Genomic DNA, 15,744 nt, shown 5'->3' on the forward strand with positions numbered 1-15,744 from the left:
CGAGCGCAGCAATTGCCGCTGGTCGTCTTTGCAAAGACGACCTCCTCAATGCCGAATTTACTGCCAATGCAGATGGTAAGCTCTTGAGACTCCATCAGGGGTAGGACAAGGCCCACATTGGTTCGCCTCGATGGGAATTGAACCGCCAGGTAGCCGTTTCGGAACCGTGAAATCAATGCTCAAAGCAATTCTCGCGATTCCACGGGAGAGAACGAGGATGTGCCCGCTTTGACTGTCGTGACGGCGCGATCGCACTTCTAGCCTTGTTTGTCACACCTTAGATCCTTTCCGGGTAGTTGGCGTGCAGCAATCTTCCTCCAAATTATGGTAGAGTCCGTCAAAGCACGACCATCATGCGCCCCAAGTGCGCTCCAGCACCGAGAGCCAGTTTCCGTGCGCGATCTTTGCCAGCGCCTCGTCGTCGTAGCCAGCCGCGCGCAGGGCACCGAGCAAACGCGGCAGGCCGGTGACGTCACCGATCGTCTTGGAGATCAGGGTGCCGTCGAAATCCGAACCCAGCCCAACGTGATCGATACCCACCCGCTCGACCAGATAATCGACATGGCGCACCATCACGGACAGATCGAGCTCCGTGTCGGCCTTGCCCTCCGGGTGGAGGAATTTAACGCCGAAGTTGAGCCCGATCAGACCGCCAGTATCGCGGATCGCATCGAGCTGCCTGTCGGTTGCGTTGCGGCTGTGCGCGCAGATCGCAAAGGCATTCGAGTGCGAGGCAACCAGCGGCGCATCCGAGATTTTGGCAATGTCCCAAAAGCCGGCATCGTTCATGTGGGAGAGATCCACCATGATCTTCAGCTGGTTGCACAGCCGGATCAGGTCTCGGCCGGCCCTGGTCAGTCCCGGCCCGATATCGGGGCTATCGCCGAACCGGAAGGGAACGCCATGGGCGAAGATGTTGGGGCGGCTCCAGACTGGACCAAGTGTGCGCAGGCCCGCCGCATGAAAGATATGGACGAGGTCGAGATCCGGGCCGGCAGCCTCGATACCTTCGATGTGAAAGACGGCGGCAAAACTGCCCCTTGCGATAGCTGTGCGAATGTCGGCAACCGATGTACAGATGATGAAGGCGCCATTCGACTGCGCTTCGATCCGCCGCAGCAATGCGGCCTGCGCCATCGTCTGATCGACCGCGGAATTCCGCTCGACGCGCGGAAGATCACCATTGGCGTCCAACTCCCTGCCGGGTGCGGAGACATAGACGGCACAAAGCCCGCCGACGAGGCCGCCCTTGCGCGCACGCGCAAGATCGATATCCATCGAAGTGTTGCCGTCCAGAAAGCGCGTTTCCGCGCCCTCTCGCCCTTCATGCATCAACCGCGAGAGGATGTCATTGTGGCCATCGAAAACCGGAACTTCGGACGGGACGTCGCTGATATCTGCCGCAGTCACAATGTCACCTCGTAGATCTTGTCGTGGGTCGCGACGAATGCGTCGCCTGCTGATGTTACCCAGCCTCGAAACATGCCCGGCGTGTTGTAGGGTGCCGTGATCTGCCCCTTTGCGTCGATCACCACCAACCCTGCCCCGATCTGATGAGGTGCAAGATCGTGGTTGACGACGACATCGGCCGCAGTCGCCACGTCCTCCTTGAGATAGGCGATGCGGGAGGCGATTTCATGCCCGACGACGTAGCGGATGAAGAACTCCCCCTTGCCGGTTCCCGAGACGGCGCAGACGCCGTCACGGGCGTAGGTGCCGGCACCAATCACCGGGCTGTCGCCGACCCGACCATCGGGCTTGCTCGTGTAGCCTCCCGTCGAGGTTGCCGCGGCAAGGTGCCCGACGGCATCGAGCGCCACGGCGCCGACCGTGCCATGCTTCTCGTTCTCCGTCGCTTCCGTTCCCGCTGCCGCGTGAACCTTCATCGCGGCCAGCGCATCGAGACGCTTCTGCGTGGTGAAATATGCCTGCGGCTCGACCGCCAGACCTTTTTCTTCGGCGAACCGGTCGGCGGCGGCGCCGGCCAGGAAGACCGCCCGGCCGTCCCGCATGAGGACCCGAGCAGCCTTGATCGGATTGCGGATTGCCTGCGATCCGCTGATCGCGCCCGCGTCCAGCGTTGCCCCATCCATGATCGAAGCATCGAGTTCGTGCACGCCGTTTTCGTTGAGCGCTGCACCATGCCCGGCGTTGAAATGGGGACTGTCCTCCATCGCGACGACGGCCGCTTCGACCGCTTCGACCGCTGATCCGCCTGCCTTGAGCACGGCGTAGCCGGCACGCAACGCGTCCGCCAGATCTTCCCGCGCTGCCAGCCACTCCCCGGCACTCATGCTGTCTTCCGGCATCACGCCGCAGCCACCGTGGATGGCCAGTGCGAATTTCGTCATCGTCTACTCCAAACCGGCGTCACCAAAAAAAGCATACCGACCGCCGCTATCTCGACCATCGCCCGGCTGCAGAACCGGCGATCCATTTCAACTGAAGGCGATATCGCCGATGACCCGTACCCGTACACGCCGCGCGCCGCCGGGCAGATAGGCGATCGGGATATCCTCGACCTCCAATGTCTTGAGGCGCTCACGGCTGGCGCCGGATGAAACGGCAGCGTCCTGCGCCACGGCTTCGGCCTTGGCAAGTGCCTCGTCGCGGCTCAGACCTGAAAACACCTGGTCGATTTCGCCAGAGACCTGCGCCATCGCAGCACCCAATGCATTGGCAACGCCGGCATTTTCGACACGCAGCACGTCCGACGCGCCGGCAATCTTCTCTGGGATCAGGAATGCCCCGCCACCCACGGCAACCAGCGGCACATCCTCGGCAGACGTCTTCATCTGGTCGAAGCTGTCGGTGACTATGTCGCGGATGCGCTCGAGGCTCGCCTTGACGAGCGCCGGATCGAGGCCCTTGACACGATCCTTGTCGCCCATCTCGATGAGGCCGGCCGCGACCGCGATGTCCGACGTCGTCAAGGTGTTGCCGCCGAAGACAAGGGCATCGCTCAGAATCCGATACCCGACCGAGCGGGGGCCGATCTTGCCGGTTAGCGGATCGATGATCGTGCCGCCACCGAGCGCAATGGGCAACAGATCTGGCATGCGAAACAGCGTGCGTACGCCACCGATGTGCACAATGTTGTTTGCTTCGCGCGGGAAGCCGCCCACCAGGCAGCCGATATCCGACGTTGTGCCGCCGACATCAACGACCATCGCGTCCGTCAACCCCGTCAGGAAAGCGGCGCCACGCATGGAGTTGGTCGGCCCGGACGCGAAGCTGTGCACCGGATTGGCGGCCGCGACATCGGCAAGCGCGACCGTGCCGTCGTTCTGCGTGAGATAGAAGGGTGCGACAACGCCTGCTTCGCGCAGTGCGTCCGAGAGGGCCTTTACGGTCGTCTTGCCGAGCGACTGCAGAGCCGCGTTCAGAAGCGCGACGTTCTCGCGTTCGAGAAGGCCGATACGGCCAAGCGTGTGCGACAGTGTGATCTTGGCTTCGGGGATGACCGAACGCACGATCTCCGCGGCCTTCACCTCGCATTCGATCGTCAGCGGCGAGAACACCGCGGAAATCGCAATCGAGGCAATGCCCGCATCACGGATCTTCATCGCCGCTTCCCGCACCTCGTCGGGAATCATCGGGACAAGCGGGCTGCCGTCATATTCGTGACCGCCGTGCACCATGAAGATCAGCGGATCAACCGCCGCACTGAGATCGTCAGGCCAATCGCACATGGGCGGCAGCGACGACCCCGTGGGAAGGGCGATCCGGATCGCCGCGACGCGCTCCAGGCGCGCACGCTCGACGACGGCATTGGTGAAATGCGTCGTGCCGATCATCACCGCGTCGATCGGGCGATCCATCGGCCGAACGAAGCCCGAGACATGCGCCAGAGCCGATCTCACACCCGACATCACGTCCTGCGTGGTCGCAACCTTGATCGAGGCGATGATTGTTTCGCCGTCGATCAGAACGGCATCCGTATTGGTGCCACCAACGTCAATGCCGATGCGTTTCATGGGAATACCGATTTGAAGTCAATGTCATAACCGAAAGCCCTGGGGCCGACGGCAGCGATGCCCGCAGGCGACGTCAGGAGCTTGGGAGCAGGCAAGGCGACGACGGTCACGCGCTGCCCGTATCGGACCGATTCTGTGCCGATCGCGCTTCCCGAAATGGTGTCGAGGAGGCAGAGAAGGTCCGGCGTCATGGCGACTGGCTGACCGTCACGGAATGCGACCGCCCATTCGTTCTGGAAGCCGAGCTCCATGCGCGATCCCTTGTCGGCATCGATCCCTTCGATCAGGATGGTCCCGCGAAGAAAGCCGCCCGTCGTCTCGCGCGCGACGTCGATGACCTTGCCGCGGAACAACTGCTTGCCGCCTTCATGGTCGAGCACCGCCTTGACGGGATCGTCATGCCGGGCGCGGGCTTCGATCACAGCACGGCCGAGTTCGGTCGCCTTGGTCACCGTATAGAGGATGCCCCACTCCTTGACCTCGCGTCCGGTGCGCGGCGCCTTGCAGGTGGCGGCGGTAGAACCGACCTCGGTGCAGACCTTGCGCGAAATGCGCTCCATCCACTTCCAGGATGCCGCCCGGGTGACAATCACCTCATTGTCGCGCACGTCGACAAGCGACAGCGGAAACATCGGCAGGTTGCCGATCGCAAAGGATGTCATCTGCGCTTCGGGATAGGCGCGTCCCATGGCATCCGCATTGACAACCGGACGACCGAGCATGGCGCCAGCAAGGAAGGACGACAGCGCGTTGGAGCCGCCGATCTCCACGCTCATAATGGCGCGGAAGGGCTTGCCGAGATAGTCTTCCATTACCTCGACAGCGCGCGCGAGATGGGCGGGATCCCCGAGACGTTCCTGGCCGACCAGCGGCGCGCCCATCTTCGACACGACGGCGACCATATCATCGTCTTCAAGCGCCATCGGATCCAGCACCTGGACGCGGCGGCCCTCCGCATAGAGACGCCGGAGATTGAGGGTGGAAATATAGGGATTACCCCCTCCTCCCGTCCCCAGGATCCACGCGCCGGTGGCGAGCGGCTCGATGTTTTCTTCGGCGAATTCCTGAAGCATACGTCACCTTCGACATGCGCCACCACTCATGATCAATGGATCACCAGGGCACGCAAACTCTTGTTCTTCGGCTTGGGTTTTCTCGCCGCGGGCTTTCAACGCCGGCGGGGAAACAAAGGTTGGCCCGACCCCGCTGATGCGGGACCGGCTTTTTCCTGTCGACTGTGGCGATCAGTTCGCGTTGCAGTCCCAGTGGAAATTCGAGAAGTTCAGGTCCCAGCTCTGCATCGGAACGAACACGTAGCCCTGTAGGCACTTGTTGGCGCTGTAGCGGCGGTTGGGAGCGACGGCCCAGACATCCGGCTGAAGATCGGCGATCTTCGCCTGGAGGTCCTTGTAAGTCGCATTCTGGTCATTCACATCCGTCGTGGCGCGTACCTTGTCGATCAGGGCGTCGATCTCGGGATTCTGCAGCCACTCCATCGCCATCCAGGTTCCGGATGCCTTGGAGTGATACTGATTGTAGAAGATCGCGTCAGGCGACGGATAGGTCGGCGACATGTTGACCTGGGTGGAGGCCGGCGTCGTTTCCGGCTTTGAGGACAGTTCGACGATGCGGTTCCACGGCTCGGGCTTGATGTCGAGCTTGATACCGATCTGTTCCAGATTTGCCTGCATCAGCAGCGCGACTTCCGCCTCGAAAGCCAGCGAGGCGACATAGCTGTTTGCCAGGGTGATCGGCTGGCCGGCATATTTGGACTTTGCCAGCTCTTCCTTGGCCTTTTCGAGGTCGAACACACCAGGCTCGATTCCATCGTTATGGGCATCCTTGAATGCGGTCGAGAGCGGGCCGGTCATGTCGAAGCCCGGATAGATCACTTCCTGGATCGTCTTGTAGTCGGTCGCATAGGCAATGGCGCGGCGCACATGCACGTCGTCGGTCGGATAAACCTTGGTATTGAGCTTGATGACGAAGCCGCCGGCCGTGCGGGTCTGGATCAGCTTGTAGCCGTCCATCTTTCCGATCGCTTCATAAGTGTCGTTGCCGAGCCCGTGAGAGGAAAGACCGAGTTCGCCCTTTTCGGCCAGCGCCTTGACGGTCGCATCGTCGCTCGTCTGCACGAAGCGCACTTCGTCGATCGGCCGGCCCTTGGTCCAGCCCAGGAAATACTCCGGATTGCGACCGATGATCATGTCGGCGGAACGGTTGTAGCTCACCAGCTTGTAAGGACCGGAGCCGGCCGAATGTTCGCCGACATAGGCCTCGCCCCATTTGTCTTCGGGCTTGGTGTTGGCCTCGATCAGCTTCTGGTTCAGCGCCATGAACAGTGGGGTGATCGACATGAACGGCGAGAACTGCCGCTCGAGCTTGACCACGACCGTCTTGTCGTCCGGCGCCGTCACGTTCTCGGGCTTGATCAGTCCGACGATCAGGTTCGACGGGCCCTTGTTGATGCCGAGAAGGCGCTGGACGGACCAGACAAGATCGGAAGCCTTGACCGCCGTGCCGTCCTGGAACTTCGCGTCGTCACGCAGATGGAAGCTGTAGGTCAGGCCGTCGGACGAAATGTCCCAGGATTTCGCCAGATGCGGCACGATCTCGCCCGAAGGGCTGACGGTCGTCAGGCCGTCATACATGTTCACGATCGCCATGTAGCCTGTGTAGTCGGTGACCTTGGCCGGATCGAGCGACGAAAAGATCTGCATCGTGTTGACGGCGATCGACACCTTGTCGTCGGACAGGGCCGCCGAAGAGCTCAGCGGCAGCGCCATTGCCGTGCCGAGCGCCAGTGCCGCCAGACGCGAATGGATGGAATGCACTTTCATTCAAGTTCTCCTCTTTCGCGGGGTTTTTCCCGCTTGTGTAAAGGGCGTCAGGCGGCTTTCTGTGCGGACACAGGCAGCGGCGAGTAGGCAATCTCGGGGTAGCCGAAGGCGGACGGGCCAACGACGTCAAGAGCGCGCGCAGTGCGCAGCAGATCGTGGCAGGGGATTGCAACGACAGCGACGCGCTGGCCGTAGCGCAGCATTTCGGTGGTGATCGGATAGCCGGTGTCGACATCCAGAAGCACGATCAGGTCGGGCACGGTGACCTCGACCTCGCCATTTCGACGGAAGATCAGGAATTCGTTCTGGATCGCCACGCCGGCGCTCTGGCCGGCGCAATCGTTGAAGCCGGCAAGCTCGATGTCGCCGACCGCAAAACCGCCACGCAGATGGCGCTTCAGGTCGCTGATCTTGCCGTTGAAGATGCGCCGGCCGCCCTCGAGCGCGCACACAGCGGCAATCGGATCTTCCTGAGCTTTGCGGGCGCGGATCACCGCCTCGCCGAGCGCGATTGCCTTCGTATAGCTTTTCGGAATACCGTACTGGTGGACATAGTGGGCCTGCATCGGCGCGGTCGCAAGCATCGCTCCACCACCTTGGGCGACGACGCAGGCGCGTGCCATGCGCTCATGCCAGACCTCGGACACGGCATGGCTGAAGATGACCGCATTTCCGTGCAGATCGCACATGACAGATGGCGTCGAGCTGTGGCCGTAGATCGAGAACGTCGTCATCTGCATTTCCGGGAAAGCGCGCCCCATCCCGTCGCAGTCGAGCATCGGCAATCCGCCAAGCGCAGCCGTAACCAACGGATTGATGGCGTTTGCGCCGCCGATTTCCTCGCATACCATCGCGTCGATCGGCGCACGAATGAGATCTTCCATCGCCCTGAGGCATCGCAGGCCTTCCCGACCTTCACGCAGACGCTCGACGCCGACGACTGGCGCACCGATGCCGCCGATCGACATGCACAGGGCATCGCCCTCGATCCGGTCGGTTGCGAGGATCTTCATCTCGTAACCTTCCTTCATTGCCTGGAGGGCGAGAAGCTTGCCCTGATACGGATTGCCGCCGCCGCCAGTCCCGAGGATGCCGGCACCGATTTCCAGCGCATCGAGATCGTCGGCCGTCAGCACGCGCAGATCAGCTTCGTCGTATTTCAGCTTGCGCGGCTCAGCCATGATAATCTCCCATTTCCCCGACGACTTTGACGTGAATGCGGGTGGCGTTACCCGGCAGGTAGGCAAGAGGCATGTCCTCGCGCTCGATCACTTCGAGCGTCTCGACCAGCGCGCCGGCAGCAATCGCCTTTTCGCGCGCCTCCGCTTCTGCTTCTGCCAGCGCGCTTTCGCGGGTGCGGCCGTCGATAAGGGAAAAGACGCGGTCAGTCTCGCCGCTGATCTGCGCGATCGCCGCGCCGACGGCATTGGCCACCGCGAAATTCTCCGGCCTGATCACCTCCAGATCGCCAATGCGATCCGGCATCAGGATCGAGCCGCCACCAACGGCAATGACCGGCACCGGCGTCGAGGAAATCCGGCTGCGCTCGACGCAGGCTTCGAGCATCGCTTCGATCTTCGCCATCGCCCTGTCGACAAGCGCCCTGTCCAGATTCGCGACGAGCGCGGCATCGCCGACATCGGCCTTGCCCGAGGCGACCGCGATGTCGGTTGTGGTCAGTGTCGAGCCTCCGAAGCAAAGCGCTTCGGTGCGAACGCGGTAGCCAACAGACTTCGGCCCGACGGTCACGTGATTGCCACCTGCAACGACGAGCGAACCGCCGCCCAGACCGATCGAGAACACGTCGGGCATGCGGAAGTTGGTGCGTACGCCGCCAATATCGACCGTCGTCGATGCCTGGCGCGGAAACCCGTGCGACAGCGAGCCGACATCGGAGGTGGTGCCGCCGACGTCGACGACGACGGCATCCTTGATGCCGGTGAGGAACGCCGCCCCGCGCATCGAGTTCGTCGGTCCGGAAGCGAAGGTGAGAACCGGGAAGGAGCGGACGACATCGGCCGCCATCAATGTCCCGTCATTCTGCGTGATGTAGAAAGGGCAGGTGATCCCCGCTGCTGCGAGCGCCTTGGCAAAGGCTGCGACCGTACGGTCGGCGAGCGACAGCAGGCTGGCATTCATGATCGCAGCGCTTTCGCGCGCCAGGAGACCATGACGACCGATATCCTTCGACATGACGACCGGAAGCCCTGGGCAATGCTGCTGCAGGATATCCCGTGTGAGAACCTCCATAGCGCCGTTGATACCACTGAACACGCAGGTGACGGCCGCAGCCTTCAGTCCCTTGGTGCGGATGTCGGTGGCGATGCGGACGATCGCATCCTCGTCCAGCGGGGAAAGCTCGCGGCCATCGAATTCGTAGCCGCCCTTGACCTGGTAGCCATGATTGCCAACGATGTCGCGCAGGTCGTCCGGCCAGTCGACCATCGGCGGCAGGCCGGCGCCCGATGGCAACCCGAGGCGAATAGCCGCAACTTCATCCATGTGACGACGCTCGATGACGGCATTGGTGAAATGCGTGGTACCGATCATCACCGCAGTGATCCGGGCCCGGTCGATCCCTGACGCCTCGATCACCTTGTCGAGCGCTTCGATCACGCCCGACGTCACATCCTCGGTCGTCGAGGCCTTGACCCCGGCCAGAACAGTCTTTCCATCCAGAACGACGGCATCCGTATTGGTGCCGCCCACATCGATCCCCACGCGATACACGTCAGGTGCCTCCTCATTCATGCTGTTGTTTTCACGAGGAAGCGCGTTCGCTCTTCCTCGGTTACGGCGGGCTTCAGTCGCTCTTCCGCATCGGTGACGACGGGGATCGCGGCGATCAGCGCGCGTGTGTAAGGGTGTTTCGGGTCGGCGAAGACCTCGGACGTCACGCCCTCCTCGACGATCTCGCCGCGCAGCATCACCGCAATGCGCGAACAGAAGTTTCGCATCAGCGACAGATCATGCGAGATCATCAGATATGTCAGACCGAGATCCTGGCGCAGTTGCACCAGCAACTCGATCACCGTTTTCTGCACCGACACGTCGAGTGCCGCGGTCGGCTCATCGAGGATCAGTATCTTCGGTTCGGCGGCAAGCGCGCGGGCGATCGCGACGCGCTGTTTCTGACCGCCCGACAGTTCGTGCGGATACCTCGCCAGATAGGACTGCGGCAGGCGCACGAGTTCCAACAATTCATGCATGCGCATCTCACTGGCACCGGAATCCATGCCGATCGATTTCAGCGGCAGACCGAGTGTCTGTCTGACGGTGCGTTTCGGATTTAGCGAGGTGCCCGGGTTCTGATAGACGATCTGGGTCACACGACGATCACGTCCCGGCGCAGGTACATCGATCTCGACCGTGCCCGATGTGGCACGCGAAAGCTCCATGATGATGCGGGCGACCGAGGTCTTTCCCGAGCCGGATTCGCCAGCGAGACCGAAGATCTCCCCTTCGCGCAGCGTCAGGTCGACGTCGCGGATGGCATGGAACCCCGGACGTTTGCCGTGGACCTTGTTCAGTCCCCTGATCGTGACGATCGGCAACCGGTCGCTAGGCGGCAGGTCGACAACGCGCGGACCGTAAAGTGGCGGCACAGCCTCCAGCAGAGCCTTGGTATAGACCTCCCTGGGGCTGCTCAGGATCTCGGCGCAGGGACCGGTCTCGACGATATCGCCGTGATGCATGACGACCACCCGGTCCGCCACCTTACGCACGACGCCGAGATTGTGGGTGATCATCAGCAGCGCCATGTTCTCCTCCCTCACCAATTGGTTGATGAGGTTGAGAATTTCGTCCTGCGTCGTCACATCGAGCGCGGTGCCTGGTTCATCGGCAATCAGAAGCTTCGGCTGGTGCAGCAGCGCAAGGCCGATCAGCACGCGCTGGCGCATGCCGCCCGACAGTTCGGACGGATAGGCATTCATGATGCGGTCGCCGTCGGCCAGTTGCACCCGACGCAAAACAGCCGCGATCCGAACCCGTCGCTCCGCCTTCGATGAGACGATCCCATTTCGCCTGTCGGCAAACCGCATCACGTCATCGAGATGGGTTCCGATCTTGAACACGGGGTTGAACGACGACAACGGGTCCTGCATGATCAGCGAGAAGGCAGTGCCTTTCAAAGCCTCGCGCTCGGCACGCGGCATGGCGAGCACATCCTGTCCCGCGAAGCTGATTGTACCGGCCGTGATTGTCGCGTTCTTCGGCAGCGTGCCGATGATTGCCTTGGCCGTCACAGACTTTCCCGAACCCGTCTCGCCGATCAAGGCGACACGCTCGCCGGCTGACACCATGAAGCTAACATCGCGCAACACCTGGCGGCTGCGGCCATAGGTGGCGAAGGAGAGGTTGAGGCTGTCTACGTTCAGAAGCGGTTCGACCATCTCAGCTCTCCACATCAAACATGTCGCGAAGGCCGTCGCCCAGCAGGTTGAACCCGAGCGTCACGTAGAAGACCACCGCACCCGGGCAGAGTACCTCCCACCAGAAATCGGGCATGAACTGCCGGCCGTCTGCCACCATGGAGCCGAGGTCCGGGGTCGGTGGTTTGACGCCGACCCCGAGGAAACTGAGCGTCGCACCGAACAGGATGACGAAGGCGGCATCGAGCGTCGTCTTGACCGAGATAACGGAGAGGCAGTTGGGAAGGATTTCCCGAAAAAGGATGTGGAACGGTCCGGCACCGGCCAGACGCGCCGCCTCGATATAATCCTCCGACGCGATCGATTTGGACACCGAGTAGATCAGTCGCGCATGCCAGGTCCACCATAGGAGCGTGATGGCAATCATCGCATTTGTGAGCGTCGGCTCAAGCAGATTGGAGACCGCGAGCGCCATGACCAGCGGCGGCATGGCGAGCATGACATTGGTCAGGCCGGTGATCAGCTTTTCCACCCAGCCGCCGAAATAGCCCGCGATCAGCCCGAGTACGGTACCGACCGGAACCGAAATTCCGAGCACACCGACAACCAGGATCAGTGAGACCCGGAGCCCGAAAACCGTACGTGAGAAGATGTCGCGACCGGCCTTGTCAGTGCCGAACCAGTGTGCCGCATCGGGCGGCAGATGTCGTGCTCGAAAATCGACGACTGCGCCGACATGCTTCGGATAGGGTGTCAGCCAGGGAGCGAAGATGGCCAGGATGACGATCGAGAGCAGGATCAGCGTGCCGATCACGGCCGCCGGATTGCGGCTGAAGCGGTACCAGACCATGTAGCCGGCGCTCAGCCCACGGTCGGATGCGTCGAGCATTTTCATTTCGGCCATCAGCGAGCCTCCTTGCGGCGCAGTCGCGGGTCGATGATCGAGATCACGACGTCGACGATGAGGTTTGCAACGATGAAGAAAAGGCCGGCGACCAGCACCACGGCGGTTACCGCGTTCAGATCCTTCTGAAGGATGGAGGTCAGCCCGTAGGACGCAAAGCCGCCCCAGGCAAAGACCATCTCGATGACGAAGGCACTGCCGATCAGCGAGGCGAATTCCAGCCCCATGATCGTGAGCGGTGCGATCGAAGACAGTTTCAGCAGGTAACGGAAGATGATCACGCGTTCCGGCACGCCGAAGCTCTTGAGCGTCAGCACGTGGTCCTTGCGCTGGTTCTCGATCATCGACGAGCGGGTGATGCGGGTGATCTGTCCGATGCCTGCCATCGACAACGCGAATGCCGGCAACGCCAGATGCTGAAGCGCGTTGCCCACCACGTCGAAGCGTCCGGCAAGGACACCATCGACTAAAAGGAAGCCTGTCGGTCCGCCCTGCCAGTTCAGCCCGTGATCGATCCGCCCGATGATCGGCCAGCCGGTCAGGTAGCGGGCGGCAAGCAACTGCATGGTGATCGCGAACAGGAAACTCGGGATCGTAACGCCGGTCAGCGACAGAAAGCGGCCGATGTAGTCCACGGTCCGATTTCTGTAGTGCGCGGTGATCACGCCGAGCGGGATCGCCACGATGAACATGAAAATGACGGAGACGAGCACCAGTTCGACCGTTGCCGGCACGGTCTGGGAGAGGTCTGTGGTCACCGGACGCTGAGAGACCAGCGACATGCCGAGATCGCCATGCAGCGCCTTGCGGACATAGTCGAGATACTGCAACGGCAGCGGCTGATCGAGGCCCATTTGCAGGCGCAACGACTCAACCTGTTCCTGAGTTGCCGCCGGACCGAGCGCCATGCGTGCCGGATCGCCTGGAACGACGCGCGCCAGCACGAAGATCATCATGGATAGGGCGATCATGACGAGCACGAACGTGCCTAGCCGGGTCACGATCGCGACCAGCGAGTTCTGCTGCATCCGGTGAAGGTTCCTTTTGGATCGTCTGCGTGAAGCCTGACAATCTAACGGCCTCCCCTGTCAGGCAACCGACGGGAAGTATAGTTTTTCTAAAAATTGGTATAGGTTTTTGACTAATCCTGGCATATGGAACGGCCATGAGCATGCTTTTGCCGCGCCCGCGGCTTTGCCACCGGATCACTAGTGAAACCGCGGCCGTGATCTTTCTGCGCGCGCCCGCCGGCGCCGGCAAAACCGTCGCTTTGCAGATGGCTGCGAAGGCGTTGAACAGGCCGGTTTGCATCTTGCCGCAGCCGCGCGTCAATGACGTACAGGACGGTTGGCTGTTGTGGGATGTGCCCATATCCGCAAGGTCCGCTCGGCTTTCCGCCCAGGTCCTCGATGTTGCAAGGCACATCGTGATCGCCTGCCGCCCTGATCAGCGCATCAGCGGATTGGCGCGACAGATCCTGCATGGCGGCTCCGCGACCCTTGATGCCCGCGACATGGCCTTCGGTGAGGACGAATTGCGCGCGCTTCCAACCGAGCAAGCCCGGCAACTGTTTGACGGTTATGCCGGCTGGCCAGCATTTCTGCCCCTTGCCGCCTGTCCTGACGAGAGAGTGTGCGTCGACTATCTGCGCGAGACCTTCTTGAGCCACCTCTCTCCCGGGCAGACGACAGCCGTCTCGATCTGGCTCGAGACCCCGTCTGCCTCTCCCGCTTCCGATTGGGTTTCCCTGTTGCCGCCGTGTCTGACGGAGGCGCCGCAACGGCATCCCGAGCTGCTGCGGCTGCTGGCCATTGCCATCGATGAGCGCCTCAAGACATTCGAGGCCGAAGGCGCCGTGATCGAGGTCGCCGCAGCACTTGAAAAGGCAGGGCGTTCGCTGGACGCCATGGCCCTCCTGCTGGACCACGGCCATGAGACGCACGCCGCGCAGATTCTCGAACGCGCTCATGGCCGGGAGCTCATCTACCGAAGCAGCCTGACAGCGTTTCGCGACATCATCATGCGGTTCTCGCCCGAAACGATCGCGACCAACGAGACGGTGCTGCTTGCCGTCACGCGCACGCTGCTGAAGCAGGGCGAACTGCAGCGCGTTCGTCACCTTGTCAGCCGGCATCTGGGATCGGACTATCTAGACGCGTTCAAGGTCCTGTCCGGCGGCTCGCGGTTTTCCTTCGCGGCCCGGACCTTCCGGCTCAATTTGATGATCGGCGAAGATCTGACCCCGAACGACGCGATGATCGCCCGCCTCGGCGAATTCATGGCGGATTATCCTCTGGGCGACTACGGCAAGTGGGCGGCCTACTACAATGCACTGCTCGAATTCGAGATCCGTCGCCGCAATTTCCGTGAGGCGGAGGCGGCCGCGGCCCGGGCCCTTGTCTACCTGCGCAAGATGGGCGGCCAGCCGCTGCTCGAATTCTTCATTCACCTGCATCAGGTCGTGTTGCGTCTGGTGAGTGGCGACGCACTGCTGGCGCGGCGTGCCGCTCAGGAAGCCCGGGCGAGACTGGAGCAGGTACCGCACAAGGCCGAACAGGAGTTCCGCATGCTTCGACTGGCGGAGGCCTGTGTCGCCTATGAATCCGGCCGGCCGCGTGATCTCGTCGATTTCGTCCAGAACGAGTTCGACAATTTCGCCGCCGCCGAAATCTGGCCGAGCCTGATGCAGTTCGCGCTGCATTACGCCTCGCAGGTCCTGGCCGATCACTTTCCGATGATGATCCGGCCCGGCTTTCTCGATGGCCTGTGGATCCACTTGTCGGAGCGTCTCCAGTTCCATGCCATGATGGAGATCCGAACTGCGATTGCCTACCAGAACGCCAATCGCTGGCACGACGCAGCCGCGACGCTTTCAGCCGTGCGAATGCCCATCGGCCGCCACTGGATCGAAAGCGCGACCGATGAGCTGACGCGGCTGACGCGGCGCGACGAGATATCCTACGTCATGGCTTGGCTGCGAGACAATGTCCGGCTCTGGACGCCGCGACCCTATCTCTCCCGCCAACTTCAGGCGCTGATCGCAAACCCCAGCGTCACGAACCGGGAAAAAGTGGCATTGCAGCTCTGGCAGAGTTACGCCGCACACCAGCGCCGCGACAATGCCGCAGCGCGCTCACACATCCTGTCTGCACTGGAGGATGCGACACGGCTCGGATGCAATGGCGTGCTGTCCGAGGAGCGGATATTCCTGTCGCCGCTTTTGAAGAACCGGCGCATCCGAACCCTTCTCGAAACCTCCTCCGATGTGCGCACCGCTCTGACGATCTTTGCCGCATCGGTGAACTCGCCACAGGCGCGCGCGCTGCATGGTGGGCTGTCGCAGCGCGAGGCGCAGATGCTGCAGTTGATCGCCAGCGGCATGTCGAACAAAAGCGTTGCCGACACGCTCAGCATTTCCGAGGTGACGGTAAAGTTTCACCTCGGAAATCTCTTCCGCAAGCTCGGTTGCAACAAGCGGGCGGAAGCGGTTCGTGCGGCAATTGCATTGGGATGGCTCTGACATCAGGCGAGGCTCGCGTTCGGCGCGACGCGGGTCGCACTATGTCGGTGATCAAGCGACCTCAAGATGGGCGATCTCACTCCACACCAACATCGCGGCCTCTCGCAGCTCGCGACAATGGTGAGATGGG

At 62.0% G+C, this 15,744-nt stretch carries 11 protein-coding genes; 1 reads left to right on the top strand and 10 read right to left on the bottom strand.

Going from position 1 to position 15,744, the window contains the following annotated elements; all coding sequences use genetic code 11:
• Positions 1–351: 351 nt before the first annotated feature.
• From AC1DMK_RS15200 to AC1DMK_RS15245, 10 genes are all read right to left on the bottom strand, one after another.
• The gene (locus AC1DMK_RS15200; protein ID WP_477860052.1) at positions 352–1,410 is read right to left on the bottom strand and encodes a dipeptidase; all 1,059 of its coding nucleotides are present in this window, start codon (positions 1,408–1,410) and stop codon (positions 352–354) included.
• On the bottom strand, positions 1,407–2,351 hold the full coding sequence (locus tag AC1DMK_RS15205) for an isoaspartyl peptidase/L-asparaginase family protein (RefSeq protein ID WP_477860054.1): 945 nt from the start codon (positions 2,349–2,351) through the stop codon (positions 1,407–1,409). The genes AC1DMK_RS15200 and AC1DMK_RS15205 overlap by 4 nt, the downstream gene beginning before the upstream one ends.
• Positions 2,352–2,438: 87 nt before the next feature.
• Positions 2,439–3,977: a hydantoinase/oxoprolinase N-terminal domain-containing protein gene (locus AC1DMK_RS15210; RefSeq protein ID WP_477860056.1), complete on the bottom strand. Its 1,539-nt coding sequence runs from the start codon at positions 3,975–3,977 to the stop codon at positions 2,439–2,441.
• Positions 3,974–5,050 carry a DUF917 domain-containing protein gene (locus AC1DMK_RS15215; protein WP_477860058.1) on the bottom strand — a complete coding sequence of 359 codons (1,077 nt, stop codon included), beginning with the start codon at positions 5,048–5,050 and terminating at the stop codon, positions 3,974–3,976. The genes AC1DMK_RS15210 and AC1DMK_RS15215 overlap by 4 nt, the downstream gene beginning before the upstream one ends.
• Positions 5,051–5,221: 171 nt before the next feature.
• Complete coding sequence (locus tag AC1DMK_RS15220; RefSeq protein ID WP_477860060.1) at positions 5,222–6,817, bottom strand: ABC transporter substrate-binding protein; 1,596 nt, start codon at positions 6,815–6,817, stop codon at positions 5,222–5,224.
• A 47-nt stretch (positions 6,818–6,864) separates the two neighbouring features.
• A complete protein-coding gene (locus AC1DMK_RS15225; protein WP_477860062.1) occupies positions 6,865–7,998 on the bottom strand; it encodes a DUF917 domain-containing protein in 1,134 nt (377 codons plus the stop codon).
• Positions 7,991–9,547, bottom strand: a complete 1,557-nt coding sequence (locus AC1DMK_RS15230) for a hydantoinase/oxoprolinase family protein (RefSeq protein WP_037065301.1) — start codon at positions 9,545–9,547, stop codon at positions 7,991–7,993. The genes AC1DMK_RS15225 and AC1DMK_RS15230 overlap by 8 nt, the downstream gene beginning before the upstream one ends.
• A 17-nt stretch (positions 9,548–9,564) precedes the next feature.
• Entirely contained in the window at positions 9,565–11,211 is a 1,647-nt protein-coding gene (locus AC1DMK_RS15235; RefSeq protein ID WP_477860064.1) for an ATP-binding cassette domain-containing protein, read from the bottom strand.
• Position 11,212: 1 nt separating this feature from the next.
• Positions 11,213–12,094, bottom strand: coding sequence for an ABC transporter permease (locus AC1DMK_RS15240; RefSeq protein ID WP_477860065.1), 882 nt, complete (start codon positions 12,092–12,094; stop codon positions 11,213–11,215).
• Positions 12,094–13,122, bottom strand: a complete 1,029-nt coding sequence (locus tag AC1DMK_RS15245) for an ABC transporter permease (RefSeq protein WP_477860067.1) — start codon at positions 13,120–13,122, stop codon at positions 12,094–12,096. Before AC1DMK_RS15245 ends, AC1DMK_RS15240 begins: the two co-directional genes overlap by 1 nt.
• Positions 13,123–13,259: 137 nt before the next feature.
• Between AC1DMK_RS15245 and AC1DMK_RS15250 the strand changes: the two genes are divergently transcribed.
• Positions 13,260–15,614, top strand: coding sequence for a helix-turn-helix transcriptional regulator (locus AC1DMK_RS15250; protein WP_477860069.1), 2,355 nt, complete (start codon positions 13,260–13,262; stop codon positions 15,612–15,614).
• Positions 15,615–15,744 lie beyond the last annotated feature (130 nt).

The sequence above is a fragment of the Rhizobium sp. 05L419 genome (assembly GCF_056397845.1).